The 26,056-nt window shown below is 38.4% G+C and carries 25 protein-coding genes; 5 read left to right on the forward strand and 20 right to left on the reverse strand.

Features of this window, described 5'->3' with window-relative positions; genetic code table 11:
* Window positions 1–5 precede the first annotated feature (5 nt).
* From icd to LAV82_RS05570, 3 genes are all read right to left on the reverse strand, one after another.
* Window positions 6–1,298, reverse strand: coding sequence for an NADP-dependent isocitrate dehydrogenase (icd, locus tag LAV82_RS05560; RefSeq protein WP_255255780.1), 1,293 nt, complete (start codon window positions 1,296–1,298; stop codon window positions 6–8).
* Between the two features lie 75 nt (window positions 1,299–1,373).
* Window positions 1,374–2,492, reverse strand: a complete 1,119-nt coding sequence (citZ, locus tag LAV82_RS05565; protein ID WP_013059445.1) for a citrate synthase — start codon at window positions 2,490–2,492, stop codon at window positions 1,374–1,376.
* Between the two features lie 360 nt (window positions 2,493–2,852).
* Window positions 2,853–3,314, reverse strand: a complete 462-nt coding sequence (locus tag LAV82_RS05570; RefSeq protein WP_013059446.1) for a DUF441 domain-containing protein — start codon at window positions 3,312–3,314, stop codon at window positions 2,853–2,855.
* 113 nt (window positions 3,315–3,427) lie between these two features.
* Between LAV82_RS05570 and ytvI the strand changes: the two genes are divergently transcribed.
* Window positions 3,428–4,537 carry a sporulation integral membrane protein YtvI gene (gene ytvI / locus LAV82_RS05575; protein ID WP_013059447.1) on the forward strand — a complete coding sequence of 370 codons (1,110 nt, stop codon included), beginning with the start codon at window positions 3,428–3,430 and terminating at the stop codon, window positions 4,535–4,537.
* A 39-nt stretch (window positions 4,538–4,576) separates the two neighbouring features.
* Here the strand turns inward: ytvI and LAV82_RS05580 are convergent, their stop codons facing one another.
* The 7 genes from LAV82_RS05580 to dnaE form a co-directional block, all read right to left on the reverse strand.
* Window positions 4,577–4,969, reverse strand: a complete 393-nt coding sequence (locus LAV82_RS05580; RefSeq protein ID WP_035438703.1) for an FxsA family protein — start codon at window positions 4,967–4,969, stop codon at window positions 4,577–4,579.
* Window positions 4,970–5,048: 79 nt separating this feature from the next.
* A complete protein-coding gene (gene pyk / locus LAV82_RS05585; RefSeq protein ID WP_499715717.1) occupies window positions 5,049–6,809 on the reverse strand; it encodes a pyruvate kinase in 1,761 nt (586 codons plus the stop codon).
* A gap of 479 nt (window positions 6,810–7,288) precedes the next feature.
* Window positions 7,289–8,266 (reverse strand): acetyl-CoA carboxylase carboxyl transferase subunit alpha, encoded by a 978-nt coding sequence (accA, locus tag LAV82_RS05590; protein ID WP_013059450.1) that lies wholly within the window; start codon window positions 8,264–8,266, stop codon window positions 7,289–7,291.
* Window positions 8,260–9,141: an acetyl-CoA carboxylase, carboxyltransferase subunit beta gene (accD, locus tag LAV82_RS05595; protein ID WP_013059451.1), complete on the reverse strand. Its 882-nt coding sequence runs from the start codon at window positions 9,139–9,141 to the stop codon at window positions 8,260–8,262. The genes accA and accD overlap by 7 nt, the downstream gene beginning before the upstream one ends.
* A gap of 227 nt (window positions 9,142–9,368) precedes the next feature.
* On the reverse strand, window positions 9,369–9,971 hold the full coding sequence (locus LAV82_RS05600) for a FadR/GntR family transcriptional regulator (RefSeq protein ID WP_029320009.1): 603 nt from the start codon (window positions 9,969–9,971) through the stop codon (window positions 9,369–9,371).
* A 79-nt stretch (window positions 9,972–10,050) separates the two neighbouring features.
* Window positions 10,051–11,280 carry an NADP-dependent malic enzyme gene (gene ystJ, locus LAV82_RS05605; RefSeq protein WP_013059453.1) on the reverse strand — a complete coding sequence of 410 codons (1,230 nt, stop codon included), beginning with the start codon at window positions 11,278–11,280 and terminating at the stop codon, window positions 10,051–10,053.
* A gap of 200 nt (window positions 11,281–11,480) precedes the next feature.
* Window positions 11,481–14,837, reverse strand: coding sequence for a DNA polymerase III subunit alpha (gene dnaE, locus LAV82_RS05610; RefSeq protein WP_499715718.1), 3,357 nt, complete (start codon window positions 14,835–14,837; stop codon window positions 11,481–11,483).
* A 141-nt stretch (window positions 14,838–14,978) separates the two neighbouring features.
* On the opposite strand from dnaE, the gene ytrH reads away from it, so the two are divergent.
* On the forward strand, window positions 14,979–15,314 hold the full coding sequence (gene ytrH, locus LAV82_RS05615) for a sporulation membrane protein YtrH (RefSeq protein ID WP_013059455.1): 336 nt from the start codon (window positions 14,979–14,981) through the stop codon (window positions 15,312–15,314).
* A complete protein-coding gene (gene ytrI / locus LAV82_RS05620; RefSeq protein ID WP_029320005.1) occupies window positions 15,311–15,829 on the forward strand; it encodes a sporulation membrane protein YtrI in 519 nt (172 codons plus the stop codon). Before ytrH ends, ytrI begins: the two co-directional genes overlap by 4 nt.
* A gap of 38 nt (window positions 15,830–15,867) precedes the next feature.
* Here the strand turns inward: ytrI and LAV82_RS05625 are convergent, their stop codons facing one another.
* A complete protein-coding gene (locus tag LAV82_RS05625) occupies window positions 15,868–16,806 on the reverse strand; it encodes a DHH family phosphoesterase (protein WP_499715719.1) in 939 nt (312 codons plus the stop codon).
* Between the two features lie 251 nt (window positions 16,807–17,057).
* Here LAV82_RS05625 and LAV82_RS05630 point away from each other — a divergent pair, with 251 nt between their 5' ends.
* On the forward strand, window positions 17,058–17,354 hold the full coding sequence (locus LAV82_RS05630; protein WP_013059458.1) for a YtpI family protein: 297 nt from the start codon (window positions 17,058–17,060) through the stop codon (window positions 17,352–17,354).
* 26 nt (window positions 17,355–17,380) lie between these two features.
* Here the strand turns inward: LAV82_RS05630 and LAV82_RS05635 are convergent, their stop codons facing one another.
* The 8 genes from LAV82_RS05635 to LAV82_RS05670 all read right to left on the reverse strand — a co-directional run bounded on the left by LAV82_RS05635 (window position 17,381) and on the right by LAV82_RS05670 (window position 24,416).
* On the reverse strand, window positions 17,381–18,697 hold the full coding sequence (locus LAV82_RS05635) for a CBS domain-containing protein (RefSeq protein ID WP_029320002.1): 1,317 nt from the start codon (window positions 18,695–18,697) through the stop codon (window positions 17,381–17,383).
* Window positions 18,698–18,778: 81 nt separating this feature from the next.
* Window positions 18,779–19,015 (reverse strand): hypothetical protein, encoded by a 237-nt coding sequence (locus LAV82_RS05640; protein WP_211077220.1) that lies wholly within the window; start codon window positions 19,013–19,015, stop codon window positions 18,779–18,781.
* A gap of 98 nt (window positions 19,016–19,113) precedes the next feature.
* Entirely contained in the window at window positions 19,114–19,293 is a 180-nt protein-coding gene (locus LAV82_RS05645) for a hypothetical protein (protein WP_170960227.1), read from the reverse strand.
* A gap of 134 nt (window positions 19,294–19,427) precedes the next feature.
* The gene (locus tag LAV82_RS05650; RefSeq protein WP_013059461.1) at window positions 19,428–20,105 is read right to left on the reverse strand and encodes a metal-dependent hydrolase; all 678 of its coding nucleotides are present in this window, start codon (window positions 20,103–20,105) and stop codon (window positions 19,428–19,430) included.
* A 113-nt stretch (window positions 20,106–20,218) separates the two neighbouring features.
* Complete coding sequence (gene ald, locus LAV82_RS05655; protein WP_211077219.1) at window positions 20,219–21,340, reverse strand: alanine dehydrogenase; 1,122 nt, start codon at window positions 21,338–21,340, stop codon at window positions 20,219–20,221.
* Window positions 21,341–21,490: 150 nt separating this feature from the next.
* Complete coding sequence (locus LAV82_RS05660) at window positions 21,491–21,658, reverse strand: hypothetical protein (RefSeq protein WP_013059463.1); 168 nt, start codon at window positions 21,656–21,658, stop codon at window positions 21,491–21,493.
* 164 nt (window positions 21,659–21,822) lie between these two features.
* Entirely contained in the window at window positions 21,823–23,211 is a 1,389-nt protein-coding gene (gene argH, locus LAV82_RS05665) for an argininosuccinate lyase (protein WP_013059464.1), read from the reverse strand.
* Entirely contained in the window at window positions 23,208–24,416 is a 1,209-nt protein-coding gene (locus tag LAV82_RS05670) for an argininosuccinate synthase (protein WP_013059465.1), read from the reverse strand. The genes argH and LAV82_RS05670 overlap by 4 nt, the downstream gene beginning before the upstream one ends.
* A gap of 314 nt (window positions 24,417–24,730) precedes the next feature.
* On the opposite strand from LAV82_RS05670, the gene LAV82_RS05675 reads away from it, so the two are divergent.
* Window positions 24,731–25,045: a hypothetical protein gene (locus tag LAV82_RS05675; protein WP_029319996.1), complete on the forward strand. Its 315-nt coding sequence runs from the start codon at window positions 24,731–24,733 to the stop codon at window positions 25,043–25,045.
* Between the two features lie 25 nt (window positions 25,046–25,070).
* On the opposite strand, the gene LAV82_RS05680 is transcribed toward LAV82_RS05675, so the two are convergent.
* On the reverse strand, window positions 25,071–25,913 hold the full coding sequence (locus LAV82_RS05680) for an EcsC family protein (RefSeq protein WP_029319993.1): 843 nt from the start codon (window positions 25,911–25,913) through the stop codon (window positions 25,071–25,073).
* Window positions 25,914–26,056: the final 143 nt, after the last annotated feature.

Here is a 26,056-nt window from a genome sequence, read left to right on the forward strand (position 1 = left end):
AGCTATTAAACTGTTACTTGTTTTCCTAGATTGCTAATTAATTCATCAGCAAACTCTGAACACTTCACTTCTGTTGCGCCGTCCATTAAACGTGCGAAATCATATGTTACTACTTTTGAAGCAATTGTTTTTTCCATTGATTTCATGATTAAATCCGCTGCTTCATTCCATCCAAGGTGTTCAAGCATTAACACACCTGATAATAATACAGAAGATGGGTTTACTTTATCTAAACCAGCATATTTAGGTGCTGTACCGTGAGTTGCTTCAAAGATAGCATGTCCAGTTTCGTAGTTGATATTTGCCCCTGGAGCAATTCCGATACCACCAACTTGTGCTGCTAATGCATCTGAAATGTAATCTCCATTTAAATTCATTGTTGCTACTACATCGAATTCACGTGGACGAGTTAAAATTTGTTGTAAGAAGATATCTGCAATTGAATCTTTTACAATAATTTTTCCTGCTGCTTCCGCTTCTGCTTGAGCTTTGTTTGCAGCCTGTGCACCTTCTTTTTCAACGATGCGGTCATATTGAGCCCAAGTAAATACTTTATCGCCGAATTCTTTTTCAGCTAGCTCATAGCCCCAATTTTTAAATGCGCCTTCTGTATATTTCATAATGTTACCTTTGTGTACAAGCGTAACAGACTTGCGGCCTTGTTCAATTGCATAGTTGATTGCTGCACGCACAAGACGCTCTGTTCCTTCAGAAGAAATAGGCTTAATACCTAATCCAGAAGTTTCAGGGAAACGGATTTTATTTACGCCTAATTCCGTTTGTAGGAATGAAACAAGCTTTTGTACTTCTTCAGAACCCTTCGCATATTCAATACCAGCATAAATATCTTCAGTATTTTCACGGAAGATAACCATATCTGTATCTTCAGGGCGCTTAATTGGAGAAGGTACGCCGTCAAAGTAGCGAACAGGACGTAAGCATGTGAATAAGTCTAATTCTTGACGCAATGCCACGTTTAGAGAACGAATTCCACCGCCTACTGGTGTTGTTAATGGTCCTTTGATTGCAATTATGTATTCGCGAATTGCATCTAACGTTTCTTCCGGTAACCATTCGCCAGTTTGATTAAATGCTTTTTCACCTGCTAATACTTCTTTCCAAACGATTTCTTTTTCACCATTGTATGCTTTTGCAACCGCTGCTTCTAATACGCGAGAAGCTGCTGCCCAGATATCCGGACCAATTCCGTCACCTTCGATAAATGGAATGATTGGGTTATTTGGTACGTTTAATACGCCGTTTGCTACAGAAATTTGTTCACCTTTTGTCATGAGAATGACCTCCTTAAAAAATTTGTCTACTTTCACTTATGGAAAAGTGCTCAACGAACGTGAGCACCTTCGTCACATTGTTTAGCTGCGCTCTTCAAGCGGAATGTACGTTTGTTTTCCAGGACCGATATAATCAGCTCTTGGACGAATCAAACGATTGTTTGAATACTGCTCTAAAATGTGAGCAATCCATCCTGATACGCGGCTTACGGCAAAGATCGGAGTAAATAGATCGTGATCAATCCCTAAGCTGTGGTATACAGAAGCTGAATAGAAATCAACGTTTGGCGGAAGCTTTTTCTCGCCTGTTACGATCTCTTCAATTTTCACTGACATATCGTATAGCGTTGTATCTCCTGCTTGTTTGGTAAGTTTTTCAGACATTTCTTTCAAGTGCTTGGCACGAGGATCACCCTGCTGATACACACGATGTCCAAATCCCATAATCTTTTCTTTTTTCGCGAGCTTTTCGCGAATATAAGGTTCCGCGTTTTCAACTGTTTGAATGTCAGACAACATTTTCATAACAGCTTCATTCGCTCCCCCGTGAAGAGGACCCTTTAACGCTCCAATAGCGGCTGTAATTCCTGAATAAATATCGGATAACGTTGCCACACAGACACGAGCTGTAAAAGTTGAAGCATTTAGCTCATGGTCAGCGTGTAAGACAAGTGCTTTATCAAATGCCTCTACTTGGATATCAGTTGGCTCTTCGCCGGTTAACATATATAAAAAGTTAGCGGCAATGCTATAGTTTTCGTTTGGTTCAATTGGCTCTAATCCGTTACGGACTCTTGAAAAAGCCGTTACCACCGTTGGTAATTGTGCTTGCAAACGAACAGCTTTGCGATAATTTGCTTCTTCATCCATTAAATCAGCTTCAGGATCGTACAACCCCAATAGTGATACGACTGTTCTTAAAGCTGCCATTGGATGAACATCTTTAATTGGATAAGTTTTGAAATGCTCTAAGACTTCTTGGGGTAATTTAGCGTTTTCTGCTAGTAATCTAGAAAACACAGATAATTCTTCTTTGTTAGGTAATTTTCCGTGCCATAGTAAATACACCACTTCTTCAAATGTTGCATAATTCGCTAAATCATCAATATTGTAGCCTTGATATGTTAAAGTGTCATCAATAATTGAACTTACTGCTGACGTTGTAGCGACTACCCCTTCTAGACCTCGAGTTGCTGTCATAAATCTCCACTCCTTTACAGAAAAAATTCCCCATACCTTTCTGTGTAAAACGTGAAAAACAAAATTGAGCCTCTGCTCAACTAGACATTAAATGATATACGAAGCGCCTCTTTTGAATATATATCTTGGAAGAACATTTCTTCACCCCACGTAAAGAAAATGCTTACATTTCCATTTGTTTCAATAACACACAAAATCAAAACATCTGCATGTGTCATTGCTTTGTTACAGCCCTATAGGTAAAACATACAATTGTATGTAAAAAGATGCGGCCTCAAAATATATTATAAACAATTATCTGACTTTTGTGAATCAAAAGAGAGAAGAAATTTTAAAAAAATTATTATTATACAAAAATTTCTACGAAAAAAGTTCAGTTAATTTCATAAATAAATAAGCGATTCCAGCACCGATTAACGGACCTACTGCTACCCCTTGAAACAGCGCCACAGCAAGAATTGTGCCAAAAACTAAAGCGGTCGTAATATGCGGATCATCTTCCAAGAGTGTAAGTCCATATTTAGCAATAATTGCCACAGCAATTCCGGCTCCTAGAGCAATCCAGGCATAAGAAGATTTCACGGCCTCTCCTAATTGTTTGAATCCTATGTCTCCTGTTGCAATTGGCACAAGAACGGCAATTGTAATAACCGTTACTCCAATATTAATTCCTTTTGATTGTAGAAACGGAAAAACCTTACCGTCTAACCCGATTAATTTTAAAATAAGTAAAAATGCAACTGCAATGATTAATGATTGATTTTTAGCCACTAATCCAATTACGAGTAAAACAGCTAAAAAAAGCATGGGTTGTGAGAACATTTTACTCATCCTTTCTTTTTTTATTGTGATAAATCTAAAGCGTATTACGTAAATATTTTATGAGTAGCTTTTTCTTTTGTTGACTATCGTTTACAAGGAGGCCTCTATTTATTGTGTACAAGCTTCATTTACATCGACTATTTCGCTTAGCTTGTGTGTTGACAATTATTGCAGCATCTATATTTCTTAGTTATTATGTCTCTTCTCTCATATATCCATTTATTATCGCCTGCTGCATCGCTTTTTTTATAAATCCTATGGTTAATCTATTTGAATTGAAGCTGCGCTTACCCCGCTACTTAGCTGTTTTACTGTCAATGGTTCTTATCTTCTCTCTTTTAGCCGGACTTATTACGTTACTTATCACAGAAATCATTGCAGGAAGTACGTATTTAGCGAAAGTTGTTCCCACAAATTTCAAAGAAGTGGTCATATTTATTGAAAATATTGCTACAGAACAAATACTTCCGTTTTATGAACGCATTACTTCTATGTTTAATAACTTAAATACCGGTCAGCAAGCAACTATTTTATCGAACATTAAAGGGGTAGGCAACCATATCGCTCAAACGGTGGGCGATTTTTTGCAAAATGTATTGCAAAGCATCCCAGTACTTTTATCCGTATTGCCTAATGCAGCTACTGTGATTATTTTTTCATTACTGGCTACTTTTTTTATTAGTAAAGATTGGTACAAGCTGATGGCTAAAAGCAGCGTGTTTATTCCTAAAAAAGTAAGGGAAAATGGACAGACAGTTGTTGTGGAGCTTAAAAATGCACTGTTTGGTTTTATTAAAGCCCAGCTTACGCTTATTTCGATTACCACAATCATCGTTCTTTTTGGTTTACTTGTTCTTAGGGTTGATTATGCTATTACAGTCGCTTTATTGATTGGCTTAGTAGATATTCTTCCTTACCTCGGAACAGGACTGGTTTTTGTTCCTTGGATGATTTATGCCTTTGCCACAGATAACGTGTCATTTGCTGTAGGGCTTTCGGTACTATATGCTGTAGTACTTGTGCAGCGACAAATTATGGAACCAAAAATTTTGTCATCAAGCATTGGTCTTGATCCTCTCGCTACATTAATTGCTTTATTTGTAGGATATCAATTGATTGGATTTTTCGGATTAATAGTTGGCCCTGTTATTCTTGTTATTCTAAAAACACTTCATACAACGGGGGTTTTTAAAGAAACGTGGCAATTTATTATAGGAAAATGAAAAAGTGTGTGAAAGAAGCTTCTTTCACACACTTTCTAGTTAACGAATAATCGTCATTCGATTACGTCCTTGAAAAAATCTTCTTAGCCACGTTAAAAGAAAAGGCTTAACGATTCTGCGTGTAAACGGCAGTAAAAAGATAAAGCCTACAACATCTGTCAAGAAGCCTGGAAACAGCAGAAACAGCCCGCCAAATAGTACACACATACCATCAAGGATTTCACCGCTTGGAACATGTCCCTGGCTCATCTGACGCTGTGCCTTTTGAAAAAGAGATGTTCCTTGTTTTTTCGCTAGAAACGCACCCATAAAACTGGTAGCAATAATCAGTAAAAATGTTGACATTACACCAATGAGATGACTTGAATAAATCAAAATCATTACCTCAACAGCAGGTACAATAAGAAGGAGCGGAAGAAGCTTCCTCACCATCATCACCTCTTCGCTTATTGAATTGCCTAAACAAAAAGAGAAGGATTACCCTTCTCTTTTTTCTATCATCTACGTGTTCTTACAGTACGCTTGCGTGTCCGTTGTATACGACACCACGTGAAGCATCAACTGTAATATCTTGATCTTCTGAGAATACGCTTGTTGCGTTTTCTACGCCTACAATGACAGGAATGCTTAAGTTTAACCCTACTACAGCTGCATGGCTTGTTAGACCGCCTTCTTCTGTAATAAGAGCTCCAGCTTTTTCGATTGCACTGATCATATCGCGATCTGTGCTGTTTGTAACAAGGATAGCACCTTCAGTCATTTTTGCATTTGCTTCTTCAGCAGTTTTAGCAATAACTACTTTACCAACTGCTGCTTTACGACCAATTCCTTGTCCTTTAGCAAGAACGTCACCTACAACTTGAACTTTCATTAAGTTCGTTGCACCTGATTCTCCAACTGGAACACCAGCTGTAATAACCACTAAGTCGCCGTGTGCTACAACGCCTGTTTTCACTGCGTCATTTACAGCGTGATCTAACATATCGTCAATTGTATTTACGCGCTCACCAACAACTGGTGTAACACCCCATACTAGAGACAGACGACGTGCAACAGAATCGTTTGCTGCAACAGCTACGATTGGAGATTGCGGACGATATTTAGAAACGATTTTCGCTGTATAACCACTTTCTGTTGGCGCTACGATTGCACTAGCGTTTAAGTTAAGCGCTGTGTGTACAACAGATTGTCCAATTGCATCTGTAATAGATGGGCCAACTTGCTTGCTGCGCTGTTGTAAAATCTCAGAGTAGTTTAGAGCTTGCTCAGCACGAGAAGCGATTGAATGCATTGTTTGTACAGCTTCAACTGGGTAAGAACCTGCAGCTGTTTCACCAGATAACATAATTGCATCTGTACCATCAAAGATAGCATTGGCAACGTCACTTGCTTCCGCACGAGTCGGGCGCGGGTTGCGTTGCATTGAATCAAGCATTTGTGTAGCTGTAATAACTGGTTTGCCAAGCGCATTACATTGTTTGATTAGATCTTTTTGTACTAATGGTACTTCTTCAGCAGGAATTTCTACTCCTAAGTCACCACGAGCAACCATTAAACCGTCTGAAACTTCAAGAATTTCCTTGATGTTATCTACGCCTTCTTGGTTTTCGATTTTTGAGATGATTTGAATGTGAGCTGCATTGTGTTTTTCTAGTAGTTCACGAATTTCTAATACATCAGATGCGCGACGCACAAAAGAAGCAGCGATAAAATCAATGCCTTGTTCGATACCGAATACAATATCGCTTGCATCTTTTTCAGTGATACCAGGAAGGTTTACACTTACGTTTGGCACGTTTACACCTTTTTTATTTTTTAATGTACCAGGGTTAAGTACTTTTGTTTTGATTTCACCATCAGTTTTATTGATGTCTAGTACTTCAAGACCGATTAAACCGTCATCTAAAAGGATTTTTGATCCTACGTGTACGTCATTGATTAGACCTGGATATGTAATTGAGAATTTTTCAGTTGTTCCCACTACTTCTGTCATAGAAACAATGATTTCAGAGCCTTCTTCTAACTCAATTGCACCATTTTCCATTGTATTTGTACGAATTTCAGGTCCTTTTGTATCAAGTAAGATACCTACTGTTTTACCTGTTTGTTTCGCAGCTTCACGAATGTTAACAATACGTGCACCGTGCTCTTCAAAGTCACCGTGAGAGAAGTTTAGACGACAAACGTTTAAGCCTGAGTTAATTAGTTCAACTAATTTTTCTACACTTTCACTCGCTGGTCCAATAGTACATACAATTTTAGTTTTACGCATTCAAATTTCCTCCTATATATTTACTATTTACTCTTTAGATAGGGCAAATAGCTATTTCTTTTACTAACCTTGTACTAGCAGGCTATGAACAAATATTTTGTTGCCCTGACTTGTTCACCTTGCTTTACGTGTAACTTATGAAATACCTACGTAGCGCTGAATCAAATAGCAAACAAATAAACAGCACTTTAACGATGAATTTCTTCATCGTTTGCTTCTTGTTTTACTATTCCCTGCAATTCATACAGCAATACTTGCTGCCTGATTTGTCTTATATATCTCACGTTTTAGAGAAAAGACAAACGCTCGCACAGCTGCTAGTAACCATAGGAAATTTTTTAAAAACACTCATTTTCTACTTTTACTTAAAGGTTTTTGCTGTCTATAAAATACCACGAAGAACTTGTAAACACAATAGAGAAGGGCTATACAAAGCGCACAAAAACGCGCACCCTTATTTTTCAAGAGTGCACGTTTCTTTATTTTATAGTAATGGCATCGTTTTCAGCTGCAAATTGTCCGATTTTTTTGTATTTTAAATAACGCTCTTCCACTAGCTCTTCTTTTGATAAATTCATCAGCTCTTTTAATGATTTCTTGATAATGCCCTCCATGTATCCAGCTTGTGCATCGATATCTCGGTGAGCTCCGCCTTTTACCTCTGAAACCATTTCATCTACAATACCCAGTTCTTTCAAATCTGGTGCTGTAATCTTCATCGTTTCAGCAGCTTTTTTCGCAAGAGAAGAATCTTTCCAAAGAATGGCTGCCGCTCCTTCTGGAGAAATAACTGAATACGTCGAGTTCTCAAGCATATGAAGGTGATTTCCTAAACCTAATGCCAAGGCTCCTCCGCTTCCTCCTTCTCCAATTACAATGCAAATAACAGGTACAGTTAAGCCAGCCATTTCGAAAAGATTTTTCGCAATAGCTTCGCTTTGTCCGCGCTCTTCTGCCGCTTTCCCTGGATAAGCTCCTTTTGTATCAATAAAGCAAATAATTGGGCGGTTAAATTTCTCCGCTTGCTTCATTAGACGCAGTGCTTTACGGTAGCCTTCAGGATGAGGCATACCAAAATTACGGCGAATATTTTCTTTCGTATCTTTACCTCTCTGATGTCCAATCACGGTAACAGGCACGCCATTAAACTTGGCAATTCCTCCTACGATTGCTTCATCATCTCCATAAAAGCGGTCTCCATGACACTCTAAAAAGTTTGTAAACAAGCGAGAAATATAATCGAGTGTTGTAGGACGCTCAGGATGACGAGCAATTTGAACACGGTTCCATGGGCTTAGATGATTGTAAATATCGTTTTCTACTTTTTCTAAGCGATTTTCTAACTTATCAATTTCGCTAGATAAATCCACTTCTGTATTTTTAGCAAACTCTTTAAGCTCTGCAATCTTGTTTCGCAACTCAACAATTGGACGTTCAAATTCTAATTCGCTTACCACTCGATGTCACCTCCTGCTACGTGTATATCTAAAATAGTTGTTAACGTTTCTTTTAAATCATGACGGTCAATAACTCCGTCTAGCTGACCATGCTTCAACAGAAATTCCGACGTCTGAAAATCTTCTGGAAGCTCTTCTCTAATTGTTTGTTCAATAATACGTCTTCCAGCAAAGCCAATTAACGCGCCCGGCTCGGCTAAATTATAATCACCTAACGAAGCAAAGCTTGCTGACACGCCTCCTGTGGTAGGATGTGTCATAATCGAAATGATTAAGCCGCCTTCATCACTGAACATTTTAAGAGCTGCGCTAGTTTTAGCCATTTGCATCAAGCTCAGAACACCTTCTTGCATACGTGCACCGCCTGAAGCTGTGAAAATAAGGAATGGAACATGCATTTCCTTCGCTTTTTCAATGGCGCGAGTAATTTTCTCGCCGACTACAGAGCCCATGCTTCCCATACGGAAGTGTGAATCCATAACAGCAACTACTACTTTAATGCCTTCAATATCTCCTTCACCCGTAACAATCGCTTCACTCAAATTAGTTTTCTCACGATCTTTTTCGAGCTTTTCAAGATAATCAGGGAACCCAAGAGGATTTTCTGACGTCATATCTTTGTCGTATTCAACAAACGTTCCGCTGTCGATTAAGCTTTCGATGCGCTCTGGTGCTGTCATTTGATGATGATATCCACAGTTTAAGCATACTTTTAAGTTTTTATTTAACTCTTTCGTATACATTATTTTTTTACACTTTTTACATTTGGTCATAATTCCTTCAGGTACATCTTGTCTCATATGCTCAGAAGGAATCGTAGCATATTTTCGTTTTTTTGGAGTTTTTGTGTTTTTTGTAAATAAATCTCGTAACAAGGTGTAACCTCCTTTTGGTTCTTTTCTTTATCATAAGAACCTTTATTCTTCCTCTTCTTCTACTATTTACAAGTTGTGAAAATCCGCCTCAAATACAAATCAAGTGACGGATAGACAAAAATTGGACGAATTGTTCGCTTCACTTTATTAGTTGCTATTTACTTTACTAGATGACTGTTTGATTTTGTGTAGAAAGATGGCATGTCTCTTTCGACAAATTCCTTCTTTCACACTTGTTTGTAGCACTGATGGTGAAGATTTAATACAGCTGCTTCATCTTTTTTAGCTAACGCCTCTACTAATTCACTTATCAGAGTGTCGCTTGGCGCTGAGTTTTGTTGAAAAGTTTGAGAAAAGCGGCAAATAATCAGCCAGATTCGGTGTAATAGCCGATTAGGCTGCAAAGAAAACAAATAGTCAAACAAGTTCTTCAAACAATCGTCATTCTGCTTTTGAATTGCTTTCGAAACATTGATTTCGTCCTGTTCCGCTAAAACAAAATACAAACAGCTCTTTTCAAGAATATATCTCGTCTGAATTAAATCTGATTTTGTTTTACCGTCTTGTACTAAAAAAGTAGCTAATAAATCAATAAATTGATGATCCCCTACTTCTTTAATAAACGTACCTTCACCTCTTCTAGTTTCAATCAACCCAATTAGCTCTAACGCTCTGAGCGCTTCTCGAACGGAAGAACGTCCTGCGCCTAACCGTTCAGAAAGCTCTCGTTCTGACGGGATTTTATCCCCCGTAGTTAAACGATCGTCTTCCATTAGCTGGCGAATTTGTTTTAGAATTTCTACATATACTTTTGAACGTTCATTCTTCAAGTTTACTACCACTCACTTTACATTACTTTAACAGGCATGCTTGAAGCATCATGCCTGTCAAAGAACAGTTGATGTAACCTTATTCAATAATCGCTAAGCGACGTGTATTTTCAGCTACGGCTTCTGGCTTTACTTTTATTCGGGCAACGCCTGTTTCCATAGCTGCTTTTGCAACAGCGGCGGCTACTGCCGGAGCCACTCGTGCATCAAATGGACCTGGAATCACATAGTCTGTATTCAAGTCCTCTTCCGTAATTAAATTAGCAATGGCCTCAACTGCAGCCATTTTCATTTTTTCATTAATATGAGTAGCACGTACATCTAGTGCACCTCGGAATATCCCCGGAAACGCTAAGACATTGTTCACTTGATTAGGAAAATCAGAACGTCCAGTGCCGATTACTTTCGCGCCAGCTTTTTTAGCTTCTTCTGGCATAATTTCAGGCACCGGATTTGCCATTGCAAAAATGATTGGATCTGGATTCATCTTTCCAATCATCTCCGGTGTGAGTGCTCCTTCAACCGAAACTCCAATAAATACGTCCGCTTCTTCTAACGCATCAGCTAACGTACCTTCTACTTTGCTTCGATTTGTATAGGCTGCAACTTCATCTTTTATACGGTTCATGCCGTGAGGACGCTTGTCATAAATCGTTCCTTTGGAATCACACATAATGATATCGCGCACTCCATAGCTGTATAATAATTTAATAATAGCAATGCCAGCAGCTCCTGCTCCATTCGCTACCACTTTGATTTGTGACATTTTTCTTCCTGTCAGCTTCAGGGCATTAAGAAGGCCCGCTACCGTAACAATAGCCGTCCCATGCTGATCATCATGAAAAACCGGGATATTTGTTTCCTTTTTCAACCGCTCTTCAATTTCAAAACAGTTAGGAGCCGCAATATCTTCTAAATTAACGCCTCCAAAAGTAGGTTCTAGCAATTTAACAGTTTCTATAATTTTGTCCACATCTGTCGTGTTTAAACAAATTGGGAATGCATCTACGCCGGCAAAACTTTTAAAAAGGACAGCTTTCCCTTCCATTACTGGCAGAGCAGCTTCAGGACCTATATTGCCCAAGCCCAATACGGCAGTGCCATCAGATACAACAGCTACCATATTTCCTTTCATCGTATATTCATATACATTGTTTACATCATCATATATTTCTTTGCAAGGTTCTGCTACACCAGGGGAATAAGCAAGGCTTAAATCCTCTGCGTTTCGAACAGGAATTTTGGACTTTGATTCTAGTTTACCTTTGTTAATGCGGTGCATATGCAATGCTTCTTCACGTAAAGACAATGAATTTCACTCCCAATAAACAAAATGATAACAAATACTGCGCCTGAACCATGTTCTTTCCCACACTCATATGATGTTATAAATCCAATTGCATTTCATTTCAAGAAAAACGCATCTAATTCGTATATTTCATAAAAAACGGTGGTCAGACCACTTTTTTAACTATTTTACCATATAACATCACATGAAATCTGTAAAGACTATATCTTCTTGAACACAACGTGCTTCTCTCCTAGCATTGCTTTTAAAGTTTTTATTAACTCGTCGCTTCGTTCAATAGAATAGTGAACGGGAAGCTTGACCAATTGACGTTCTGCCTCATAATAAATTTTCACGGGGATTTTCCCTCTATGAGACTGAAAGTGCTGGTAAATAGTATGAAGCAGCTTTTCTGTGCCTTGCTTTGTTTCTATACGTAAGTATAATTCTTCTGACGGTAGTTTTTGAACCGCCTCGCTAGCAGCTTCAGCACGTTGACAAACAATTTGCTGCTGCCCATTTCTTTCATCTATCTTTCCTTGTATCAGTAAAACCTTACCTTGTTCAAACAGCAGACGATTCTGCTCAAATACGCGGGGAAACGCAACAACTTCTCCTTCTCCACTTTCATCCGTGATACGTAAAAAGGCCATTTGCTCTCCTTTTTTCGTTCGAATGACGCGAATTTCCAACACAAATACTAAAAGAGAGACCACTTTTCCTGAAGCGTATTCTTTCATATCGTGAAGAGAAACAACAGAATAAAAGGAATTCAGTGCTTCATACTGAGAAGCAGGATGACTTGATAAATAAAAACCTAGCATATCTTTTTCATACTGAAGCCGATCTTCTATTTTCAGTTCCTCTTTTTCCATGTATTTAGGCTTTAACGAAAATTCATCTCCAAATCCAAAGTCATCATCTGGGAGTACCAAGCTTGCATGTTCAAACGCTACATCAATCGTTGCTAATAAAGTAGCTCGATTTTCTCCAAACTCATCAAAGCCTCCAGACAGAATCAAAGCTTCAAGCGCCTTTTTATTCACGGCTTTTTGTGAAACACGGGCACAAAAATCAAATAAGTCTTCAAATCTTTTTTTCTTTCGCTCTTCTGTTATTTCCTGCATAGCTGCTGCACCAATATGTTTAATCGCTGCAAGGCTATACCTTATACTTTCACCTTCTACGTTAAACGAATACATGCTCTTGTTAATAGAAGGCGGGAGAACTTGTATTTTTTTTCTTTTTAGTTCATTAATGTATTGAGCAATTTTCCCTTCGTTTCCAATAACGCTCGTTAGTAAAGCTGAAAAGAACTGTAGCGGGTAATGTGCTTTCAAATAAGCTAACTGATAGGCTACCATACTGTAAGCAACAGCATGACTTCGGTTGAAGCCATAATCAGCAAAACGCACAATAAGGTCATACACTCGATTAGCAACGGATAGGTCATATCCTTTCTTCTTGCTTCCTTGGATAAAATGAGCTCGTTCACGATCCAGCACTGCCCGTTCTTTTTTACTAACTGCTCTTCTCAACAAATCTGCTTCTCCGAGAGAAAAACCGGCCATTTTTGAAGCAATCTGCATAATTTGCTCTTGATACACGATAACGCCGTGCGTGGATTGTAAAATGTCTTTAAGCGTAGGATGATCATATATTACCTTCTCCACTCCATGCTTGCGCTTAATATAGGTTGGAATATTTTCCATCGGACCAGGTCTATACAGCGCGTTAACTGCTACAATATCTTCTAGCTCTGTAGGTTTTAATTGCTGAAGCACTCTTCTCATTCCATCTGACTCTAGCTGAAAAATACCGGTCGTATCCCCTTTACTCAGCAGTTCAAAAGTTTTCTGATCGTTAAATGGTATATGAGACAGTGACAGCTTTCGATTCATGTCCCGCTCAATTTTCTTTAAAATATGATCTAAAATGGTTAAGTTGCGCAAACCTAAAAAGTCCATTTTCAAAAGCCCAACGTCTTGCAGAGCTTCCATTGGATATTGAGTCAGATATACATCATCATGTCCTTCTTGTACAGCTACAGATTGCGTCAGCGGCTTCTCACTAATCACAACGCCTGCTGCATGCGTAGAAGTATGCCTTGGCAGTCCTTCTATCTTCATGGCAATGTTGTACCATTGTTTTCTGGCTTCATTTTCAGATAAATAGTCTTGAAGAACTCTTGAATCACGAAGAGCGCTTTTTAACGTTGTACCTGGTTTAGTTGGAATTGCTTTGGACATTTTGTTTAGCGCCTCTTGATCAAATCCCATCACTCTCCCTACATCACGTACGGCTGCTTTAGCTGCTAATGTTCCAAATGTAATGATTTGAGCTACATGCAGCGCTCCATATTTTTGAGCCACATACTGAATGACTTGATCTCGTTTGTTATCAGGAAAATCAATATCAATATCAGGCATCGAAATACGTTCAGGGTTTAAAAAGCGCTCAAATAAAAGCTGATGCTGAATTGGATCAACATTTGTAATTCGCAAGGCGTATGAGACCAGTGAGCCTGCCGCTGAACCACGGCCTGGGCCCGTTAAGATACCGTGTTCATGAGCATAATTCATAAAATCCCATACGATAAGAAAGTAATCACTAAAGCGCATATTTTCAATAATGTTCAGCTCATAATCCAAGCGTTCCTCGTATTGTTCCGTGATCACTTGAAATCTTTCTTGCAATCCTTTTTCGCAGAGAGTGCGCAAGTAGGCTGATGATGTAACAGACGGGGGAACAGGATATTTTGGAATGGACATTACGCCTAGAGAAATTTCGAGTTCGCATCGTCTTGCGATTTTTATACTTTCTTCTATTAAAAAATGCTGGTCATGAAAGAGATCTTCCATTTCGTCAGGTGATTTGAAATAGTACTCGCTGCTCTTACTTTTTACCTCTTCATCTTCATCGCTATGTAATTTCTCTCCGTCTCGAATAGCTGCTAAACACTCATATGCATCCCGATCTTCTTTTTTTAAATATTTCACTTGATTCGTCGCAACAAGCGGGATATTTTCTTCAGCAGCAAGTTCCGTTAACTGCTGATTTATAAAAACTTCATCCTGTCCGTGGCGCTGTATCGATATATACAAAGACTGCGAATATACTTTTTTAAAGAATTGAAGGACTTGCTTGGCATCTTGAAGTTTGTTTTCTGCTAGCAGGGTTTCAATCTCTCCAGTTACACCGGGTGTAATAGCAATCAACCCGCCGCTGTAATGATGGAGCCATTTTTTATTTACACCGTGTTTTTCCTTGGTTTGAACTAAACTGCTTAGTTTTAATAGATTTTCATATCCCTTATCATTTTCCGCTAACAAAACTAAAGGGTACGCTCGCTCGCTTTCTTCGTGTTCTAGGATTGATAATGTGAGCCCAATAATTGGCTTGATCCCCGCTTTCACGCAGGCTTTATAAAAAGGAATGACTCCGTACATCACGTTTTCATCAGTCAAAGCAATCGCTTCATAGTTCATTTTCTTAGCTGTTTCTACAAGTTCATGAATACGAACGGAACTGCTTAGTAAGCTATAAGAACTTTGAAGCTGCAAGTGAACAAAAGGCACAGGACTTCCCACCTTTCTTTAATTCTTTATTCTTATTATAAATTTTGTTGCCGGCGTAGACAAATTACATAACTCTGAGCGTTTGTCCATATATATGTAGGAAGCGTGATTCATTGATAAAATAGTAAAGGAGGACACGTCATGACAAAAGAGCCTTTTATGTCTCTTTTCATTTGGAGTTACTTCACTTCATTAGGTATTATTTTAGGCGGTTCATTAATTGGAGCATTTGCGGGGTTTTTAATCGGAAAATCTCCTTTATACGTCATGCATACCCTCAGCAATAGTTTGAAAATATGGGCAATTGTCGGAGCAATTGGAGGAACATTTGATACGTTTTACAGCTTTGAGCGAGGACTCTTTGAAGGAGCCACAAAAGATGTATTCAAACAAATCCTTTTAATTCTATCCGCTATGGGAGGAGCTCAGACCGGGGCTCTTATCATCAAGTGGTTAACTCAGGAGCATTTTGTATGAGGGTACCCAGCGAGCGAATGTTCAAGCGCTCCGACTGGCAGCGTTTTTTTGCCGGTATAGTCATTGGAGCAATTGTTAGCTGGGGGGTGTTTTTAACGATTTATGGCGTTTCAAGAGATAAAGAGCTAGAAGAAGTTCGAATTGCTAATGATAAGCTAGAAAAAGCAAATTTGCAAATTAGCGCATGGCAAGAAGATGTAAAAGCATTAAACAAGGAAATGAAGCAGCATTTGATTATTCAGAATGTGAAAGTAAAATTAGTAAACGGCAATCGTTATAAAGTAAACTCTGTGGTTGAATACAATATTCAAAAAAGCGTCGACGAAGAAGCACAGCACTTAATTGCCCAAGATATTGAAAGTGCGTATCGAAGCAGGGATATCTTAAAAAAAGCAATTGAAAATAAAAAATACGAATTCGATAAAACGATTTATGAAGTTGAAGTTCATCAAATTTATTTTTATACAACGCTTTCGATTGAAGTTCGAATTAAAAAGATGGAAAAAGTACTATAAAAAGCCGCTGATTTAAAATCAACGGCTTATTTTACAGATTACTCCTGACTGCAGAGCTCTTCTAAATCAAGTAGTAAAGGCTTTACTTCTTCCCATGAATAAATGGAAGCGCCGGACGCAAGAGGATGGCCTCCTCCGCTGTATTTTCTAGCAATTGTATTAATGACAAGCTCTTTTGAACGAAGGCGAACACGAATTTGATTTTCTTCCTCCACAAAAAACACCCACGTTTTTACTCCATCAATTTGCCCTAACGAACCGACTAGCTGAGAGGCATCAGCTGGTGTCACATCATATTTGCGAAGAATTTCATTTGGAATTTTCATATGAGCAACTCCTGCTGGAGACATCGTAAAGTTTTGCAGCACATATCCATGTAAGTGAGCGACGTTTTCTTTTGTTTTGTATAACTGATCATATACATCTTTAAAATTGAAACCATATTGAATCAATTCACTTGCATAGCAAAACGTTTTCGGCTTTGTATTTGGAAATAAAAATCGACCCGTATCTCCGACGATACCGCTGAAGATCAGCTTTGCTCCTTCATCATTCAGAGATAATCCTTTTTCTTTTCCTTCCAAGTAAAATTCATAAATCATTTCGCTTGTTGAAGAAGCAGACGTCTCAACCCAAAGCAAATCACCATAAGGAGTTTGGTTTGGATGGTGATCAATTTTAATGACCATTTTTCCATTTACGTAGCGCTGATCTGATACTCGTGCTTCATTAGCCGTATCACAAACGATGACAAGCGCATCCTTGTAGGTGTCATCAGCGATGTCATCCATACGGTATAAAAATTTTAATGACTCCGCTTCTTCTCCCGTTACGTATACCTTCTTCTCCGGAAAAGATGTTTTTAACAATTCTGCTAATCCGCACTGAGATCCGTATGCATCTGGATCTGGACGAATGTGCCGGTGAATAATGATGGTGTCAAACTGCTTAATAGCTTCTAATATTTGTGCTTTCATTTTCTCTCTCCTGTCAATACTGTTCTTGTTTTATGTACGCACCACGTGCACTTACACTTCCACAGAGCTGTATCCATATTATTTATTAAATCATATCTCTTCTCTTTTTTAAAAGAAGAATCAATCACTAGTAGAATTTTCTGTCATCGACCTGTAAAATAATAGATACTACTGTAAACACTTTCGACACTACGCATTACTAACATCTAGAAACATTACAGATAGAAATACACCGGACTGGAGGGGCGTCTGTGCCATTTTTTATGATTTTAATCGTTGTGTCCTTTGTTTTCTACATGTATTTAAAAGTAAAATACGTACGTTCGAAACGCCCAATGGAACGAAAATGGATTTCCGCTAAGTCGAGTATTTGTCTTGGCTCTTTTGTATTATTTTTTGGAATCAATCAATGGTTTATTTACGAAACAAGCCTTTCGCTTATCATCGGCATACTATTTGTATTATTCGGTTCAGGCAGCATATTAGCCGGTATCAAAGCTTACAAGTACTATCAGCCTTATGCAATAAAAGAAGCTGATCAAATGTAAAAGAAGCTGCAGAGCAGCTTCTTTTTTTATACTCTTTCCAATAACTGAGCCATCATCATCGCTTTCCCTACTACAACCCCGGCATTGTAGACTTCTACATCTAATTTAGCAAACTTCCGACCAAGTTCTAATAGCTTAGGACGAATTTCAATTACGCTTTCAATTTGCACTGGCTTAATAAAATAAACGGTGATGTTTTCAATAACCAAATCACCTTTTTTATATAAGCGAAGAACACGATTGGCGGCTTCCGTTACAATAGTAGTGAAAACTCCGTATGAAATAGTCCCCATATAATTCGTCATTTGCGGCGTTACTTCACAGCGATACACCGGTGCTTCTTTTGTCTCTTGTACATCCATAAATTGATTGGTTACAATGTCGTCAATGGTTTCTCCTACCTGCGGTTGACGCTGAATCATTTGCAGCGCCTTTAAAACATCTTGACGGCTGATAATGCCCTCTAGCCGGTGGTAATCATCCACTACAGGCAGCACTTCAATCCCTTCCCATACCATCATATGCGCAGAAGAAGCGACCGATGTTTTCCCATGAACCGTCATGGGATTTTTCGTCATTACTTTTTCAATTGAAGTAGAAAGGTCATATCCAATAACATCTTTTGAGGTGACCATACCGTAAACTTTCATATGCTGATCCACTACAGGAAAACGACTGTGGTGAGTCTTATCGTTACATTCATGCCATTTTTCAATCGTATCGGTTAACTGCAAGCTAACCGCTTCAGAGATAGGTGTTAAAATATCCTCTACAAGCACAATTTCTTTTTTTATCAGCTGATCATAAATGGCACGATTAATCATCGTTGCAACTGTAAACGTATCATAGCTCGTTGAAATAATAGGAAGCTTAAGATCATCGGCAAGCTTCTTAACCCATTCTTCCGTATCAAAGCCGCCCGTAATTAACACGGCTGCTCCTGCTTCAAGAGCTAATTCATGAGCGTTTACTCGATTTCCTACGATAAGAAGGTTTCCGGCCTCGGTATATCTCATCATAGCATCAAGCTTCATCGCTCCAATAACAAACTTGTTTAACGTTTTATGCAAACCTTCACGTCCGCCCAGCACTTGTCCATCCACGATGTTTACTACTTCAGCAAACGTGAGCTTTTCAATGTTTTCTTTCTTCTTTCGTTCAATTCGAATGGTCCCAACTCGTTCAATCGTTGAAACATATCCTTTATTTTCTGCGTCTTTTATTGCTCGGTACGCCGTGCCTTCACTGACATTCAGTTCTTTGGCAATTTGGCGCACTGAAATTTTTTCACCAATTGGAAGCGAATCGATATACTGTAAAATTTGCTCATGCTTTGTCGCCACGTGTACTTCACCCTTCTAAAACGTTTTTACGTTTCATATGTCTTTTCTTTTATTATACGGGGGAAGTGAAATGGATTCAATCTAACCTCTTTGACGCAAAGGCTTTCTCGCACTATTTTTTTGAATACCTGCCTTCTTGCGGCTCGGTGCATAAAGCAGTGATGACAAATTGCCTCCGGCTACAAAAAGAGCAAAGGTAAGCCAGCTTATACTAAAAATCCCTTGCAAACTCGAAGTTGTTAACACTAAGTGCGGCATTGCATAGTAAAGCATCACTCCGCATAATAAAAGCGATAAAATAACTCGATTTTTTTCCATAGCTCTCCCTCCTTATTATTACTATCGTATGCAGGGAAGTAAAAAAAGCAGAACGTTTCTTTACAAATAAAAAGAGATTAAGACATAACTGCATCGATTCAATCTAAAGACGAACAAATGTGAGACATGAGCTGAACCGCTTGTGACACCGCAGTTGATTTCCGTGCAAGACTTCGCTTTCCGCGGGCGGCCGGTGAGCCTCCTCGTCGCTTGCACTCCTGCGGGGTCTCACCTATTCCGCTTTTCCCGCAGGAGTCTTCGTCTTGCCCTCCAATCAACAGCTAGAAGCCGCTACATATATGAAACCTACGTTCACCATAACAATAAAAAAAGAACGAGTGATCGATATTATCGATTACTCGTTCTTTTTTAACTTTAACTGAAATCGTTTTGTCCCAGCCTCTATTTATGATTAAAGATCCAATCCTTCTCCAACTTTTAATACTTTTCCTTCAATACCAGATAAAGACTCAATAAATTGATGAGGATCTTGCTTAATTACAGGGAATGTATTGTAGTGAATTGGCACAACAAGCTTTGCCTGCACCCATTCCGCCGCGATAGCCGCATCTTCAGGTCCCATTGTAAAGTTATCTCCAATTGGAAGAAATGCTACGTCAGGCTCATGGCGACCAATTAACTTTAAATCAGAAAATAAAGCCGTATCTCCAGCATGATAAATTGTCTTTCCTTCAATCGTTAAAAGCAAACCAGCCGGCATTCCTGTATAAATAATTTTCTCATTATTTTCTGTATAACTTGAACCGTGGAAAGCTTGCGTCAATTTTACCGTGCCAAAATCAAATGTATAGGCTCCGCCTATGCTCATTGGATGTACGTTTAAGCCTTGCCAGCTAAGATATGTAGCTAATTCTGCTACTGCCACAACAAGTGCACCGCTGCGCTTAGCAATTTCAACCGTGTCGCCTACATGATCATTATGGCCATGAGTCAGTAAAATCACATCTGCTTTTACATCTTCAGCATTTAAATCTGTTAATTCATTTCCAGTGATAAACGGGTCAATTAAAATTGTTTTTCCTTTTGTTTCAATTTTAACAATAGAATGTCCATGGTAAGAAACGTGCATCATTTATTCTCTCCTTTTACACTAACCTTTTCTATATTCTACCCGTCCGTTTTGGTTACAAAACAAGTGAATACGCGGCTATCATATCACAAACTGCGCAAAAACATGCCTTATTATGCTTGCTCTAATAAAGTTGTTGCATCAGCGTAAGTGAGACCGTGTGCATCTGCTACAGCCGCGTAAGTGACAAACCCATTTAGGGTGTTGATGCCTTGAAGAAGGGAAGGGTTTTTTAAGCATGCTTTTTTATATCCCTGACTTGCTATTTGCAGAGCATAAGGCACCGTTACGTTGGTCAGTGCTAAGGTCGACGTGCGGGGAACAGCTCCTGGCATATTAGCAACAGCATAATGCAAGACCTCATGCTTCGAATAAGTCGGGTTATCGTGAGTGGTAATGCGATCAGTTGTTTCGAAAATCCCCCCTTGATCAATAGCAATATCAACTACAACGGATCCTTTTGACATCGTTTGAACCATTTCCTCGGTGACAAGCTTTGGCGCTTTAGCTCCCGGTATGAGAACCGCTCCTATCACTAAATCTGACTCTTTTACAGATTGTGCGATATTGTAGTGATTTGACATTAATGTCGTCACTTCTTTACCAAATAAATCATCAAGCTGGCGAAGGCGATCAGCGTTTAAATCAATTATTGTAACATCAGCCCCTAATCCGACCGCAATTTTAGCAGCATTGGTTCCTGCTACTCCTCCTCCAATAATTGTTACTTTTCCTCTTTGCACGCCTGGAACTCCACTTAATAAAATCCCTTTGCCACCTTTGGTTTTCTCCAAAAATTGAGCTCCAATCTGAGAAGACATTCTTCCTGCAACTTCGCTCATTGGCGTTAACAGAGGCAAGCTTTTGTTTGGAAGCTGTACAGTTTCATAAGCAATGCCTACCACCTTTTTATCAATCAATGCTTTCGTTAATGCTTCTTCAGCTGCCAAATGTAAATACGTAAACAAAATCAGTCCTTCACGAAAATATCCGTATTCTTCTGAAATCGGTTCTTTTACTTTCATAACCATTTCAACATCCCATGCTTCTTTTGCAGTATTTACGATAGAAGCTCCTGCATTTGTGTAATCTTCATCATGGAATCCAGAGCCTTCTCCTGCCTGTGTTTCAATATATACATCATGCCCACCGTTAACTAAAGCTGTAACACCAGCTGGAGTAATAGCCACGCGATTTTCATTGTTTTTTACTTCTTTCGGCACTCCAATTTTCACCTTTATCCCTCTTTTCTTATATCAGTGATTAACTGAAAAAAGAACGCCACACCAAATCCTTTAGAAAACCGGATTTACTATGACGTTACCTTTCGATAGAACTCAGCATAATCCTGCTTTTCTTAGTCTATATACAGTATATGCATCTAGTTATTCATATAGTTCGTTATCACTCTGTGCTTCTGGATTTTCGACTACAGAAGCCATAGCATCGCCAATGACGCCGCTTGAATAAGAATCCATCAGCTGTCTTGATGTCTCTTTTTCTCCTTCAAAATCATATTCATATACATGCTGCGGATGTTTTTTGTCTTTCATATGTCACTTCTCCTTTTTCACTCTATTTTCTTTACGAATGTGAACTTCACTTCATAATCCCTTACATGATCTTTTCTATTTTCTTCTTAAATGCTCTAGTTATACCATTTATCTCACATCAAAAAACGCCCGCAGATTTTTCTGCGGACGTTTTGATAACTTTTTTATATCGATGTTTTTTCGTGCAATTCATCTTTAGCTAGCTGAATTGCTTTTTTTACTTGTTCAAATCCTGTTCCTCCCGCGCTATTACGGCGATTAACAGCTGTTTTTGGACTTAATACATGATAGATGTCTTCCTCGAATAAATCTGACGCTTCCTTATATTGCTCAAGCGGCAAATCCATTAGGTAGATATTTTTCTGAATACAAACGAGAACCAGTTTCCCGACCACTTCATGTGCTTCACGAAACGGCATACCTTTTGAAGCAAGATAGTCAGCTAACTCCGTTGCATTTGAAAAATCTTGTTTCGTAGCTTTTTCCATAACATTTGTTTTTACTGTCATTGTTTCGATCATGCCAGCAAAAATGGTCAAACATCCTTCAATCGTTGTAACCGTATCGAACATGCCTTCTTTATCTTCTTGCAAGTCTTTGTTGTATGTTAAAGGCGTGCCTTTTAACACAGTCAATAGGCTAAATAAATGACCATATACTCGTCCTGTTTTACCACGAATTAACTCCGCCATATCAGGATTTTTCTTTTGAGGCATAATACTGCTGCCCGTTGCGTACGTATCATCCATTTCAATAAATTGAAATTCTTGACTAGACCATAAAATTAACTCTTCACAAAAACGAGATAAATGCATCATTAAAATAGAACTGTTGCTTAAAAACTCTAAAATAAAGTCACGATCGCTGACAGCATCCATACTGTTTTGATAAATCCCATTAAAGCCTAGAAGCTCAGCGCTATAATGACGATCAATTGGGAATGTTGTACCAGCTAAAGCTCCTGCTCCTAAAGGAGATAAATCAATACGCTTCAGCGATTCCGCATAACGTTCAGCATCGCGCTTGAACATTGAAACATAAGCCATTAAATGATGAGCAAAAGAAACCGGCTGCGCGCGCTGCAAATGTGTGTAGCCTGGAAAAATGGTTTCAACATGCTGATCTGCTTTTGTAAGCAATACATCTTCTAGATTTTCAATCAGCCCTACAATTTGCTGAACATGCTTTTTTAAATATAAGTGCATATCTGTAGCAACTTGATCATTACGGCTTCGACCCGTATGAAGCTTTCCTCCAACCGGACCAATTTCATCAATTAATAACTTTTCTAAATTTAAATGAATATCTTCATATTGAGCAGAAAATGTTAATTCTTTCTTCTTAGCTTTTTCAAGCAGTGTTTGAAGGCCTTTTTTAATTTGTGACGCTTCATCTCCAGAAAGAATACTGCATTTCTCAAGCATTGTTACATGTGCTAAACTGCCTTCAATATCTTCTTCTACAAGATGCTGATCAAATGAAATCGACGCACCGAACTCGTCAATCCATTGTTCAGGGCGTTTCGTAAAACGCCCTCCCCAAAGTTTGGTCATACCGTTGTCACCTTCTTTTGATTTACCATGCTGCTCACTTGTGTTGGAAGTCCCCATAATGAGATAAAACCAACTGCTGCATTGTGATCAAATTCATCTTCTTTTGTATATGTTGCAAGTTTTTCATTGTATAAAGAATTAGGAGATTTACGTCCCTCTACGATAGCATGCCCTTTAAATAGTTTTACTCTCACTGTTCCATTCACATATTGCTGCGTATCTTTTAAGAATGCAAGCAGTGAATTTGTTAATGGAGAGAACCATAAACCTTCATAGATAACTTCTGTTAATTTTTTCTCAATCACTGGTTTAAAGTGCGCTACTTCTTTCACTAATGTTAAATCTTCAAGCTCTTTGTGTGCTTTAATTAATGTCATAGCAGCTGGACACTCATATACTTCACGTGATTTAATTCCCACAAGACGGTTTTCTACATGATCAATACGTCCGACTCCGTGCTTACCTGCAATTTCATTCAATTCTAGAATTAACTGAGCTAGCGTGTAAGATTGACCGTTTAATGATACTGGAACACCTTCAACGAATTCAATTTCTACTACATCCGCTGTGTCCGGAGTGTTTTCAAGAGAAGCCGTTAGGTCATATGCTTCTTCAGGTGGAGCTGCCCAAGGATCTTCAAGAACGCCACACTCGTTACTTCTTCCCCACAAGTTTTGGTCAATTGAAAATGGGCTGTCTAAGTTAATTGGAATTGGAATATTCTTTTCTTTTGCATACTCGATTTCTTCTTCACGAGACCATTTCCAGTCACGAACAGGAGCTAAAACTTCTAAGTGTGGATTTAATGCTTTAATTGATACTTCGAAACGCACTTGGTCATTTCCTTTTCCCGTACATCCATGTGCGACAGCTACTGCATTTTCTTGTTCTGCTACTTCTACAAGCTTTTTAGCGATTAGCGGTCTAGATAGTGCAGATACTAATGGATATTTTCCTTCATATAATGTGTGTGCTTGAAGTGCTGCTAACGCAAATGTATTGGCATATTCTTCTTTTGCATCAATCACATATGATGATACCGCTCCAACTGTTAAGGCTTTTTCTTTAACGAATTTCAAATCTTTTCCTTCGCCTACATCTAAACAGCAAGCTACTACATCGTACCCTTTTTCCTGTAACCATTTAATTGCAACTGATGTATCTAAACCTCCGGAATATGCTAAAACAACTTTTGGATTACTCATTATCTATTCCTCCCACAAATTATATATATATTAATACAACCGTTTTAATTTTTATTCATTTAATCTACTATTACTTTAACAACTTTTTAATCTATTTTCAATAGTTATTCAAAAAAAAGTATATAAATTCACATTTATTTTAATTTAATAGGGTAAAATCTCTTAAAATACTGTAAAAATAGACATGGATGAATATTTCTTTCTTACACACTGTGTATATTTATATGCATAAATCAAGTATAAATGATTTATTTTTCATTTACAGTAGCTGTGGCTTTTGTCATTGTATAAAATGGAAGGGAAGAGGTGAAAAAATGGAGCGCTTTTTTACTTATGACAACAGACTCGGTATAAAAATTCCTGCTCTTGAAAGAGAATGGACATTCTATTCTGAAAAAGTTCAGCAGGATATCCTCCTAACATGGGAATCCATTCGGGGACAGATTCCAGACAAAATTCAATCTTTAGAAAAGAGTATTAATCAAAAACAAGCGGCGTTAGAAGATGAGACTAATTTTATCCGCTCTTGTGAATTAAATAGCGAGATAGGAGAACTTGCTTCTATTATTAATGATTTGTGGATTTGGTATCGAACAAATGAGGAAATATCAAAAAAAGTTCACGGATAGACAAAAAAACGAGTCTCATGAAAAATTAATGAGACTCGTTTTTCTTATCCAGCAAATAGCGGTATTGGTAAAAGCGCTTTGCATAATCTGTCACTTGTTTGGCCATTCGATAATTCATCCCTCCGCCAACCATCATACTCACAATTGGCAAACGATTATAAACTTTTCGCTTCGCAGCGAATATAGCTAGCGTTTTCCCGATTTGCACAACGATTTTTTGCAGCCACGTTTTATCTACAATTTGATCAACACCTTCATAAAAATACGGGTCAAATTCTTGGCTTAACTCACTCTTTAATTGATGCCACCCCTGAGCCTGAAGGTGTCTAGGTAACGTTGCTGCATGGAAAACTTTTAGCGTTAGCATAAGCTCTGAAGGAGTCTGGATATGATAGCCGTAGCTCATTGCTGCCTGTTGCACCGCTTGAATATTCATGCATAAAACAGCAGGTATATCAATACCGACTAGCAGCGATTGTCCGGTTCCTGAAAGTGCTCCTTGACTCAGCGCATACAATCGAAGCTTGGCCATTTGCTGTTCGCATATATAAGAAAGCTGATCTACTTGAAGGGAATTCATTTCTGACAGATCTGTGATATCCTCTTTGAATACACGGGCGGTTTCAATAATTCGTTTTGTCGCTTGAGTTTGCATTTCCGTACCTTGAATTAATGCAGTTAACTGAAAGAGTCCCTCATCAATTTTATGTAAATAGGTCTCACGAACAGAAGCTGGAATTAAGTTAAGCCCTTTTTCTAACCACTCTTCGTACAATAACTCCATCTCAGTTGCTTCTACACTCTGTAAGCTCTCTTCCCATTTATAGATTTCTTCTAAAAGCTGTTCTTCGCGATTCGTTAGTATCATCATGTCACCCTTTCAAGAAATAAGTAGTTTTATTTTTATTATAACAAATAATGCATCCGTTACATTTTGCTTCCTATATTATTTCTTTCTTCTATACGTTGTAAACCTTCTTTCAACCGTCAGCTACTTACGCTATATAAAAA

It is taken from the genome of Bacillus sp. ILBB4, assembly GCF_035064545.1.
GTDB lineage: Bacteria > Bacillota > Bacilli > Bacillales > Bacillaceae_H > Priestia.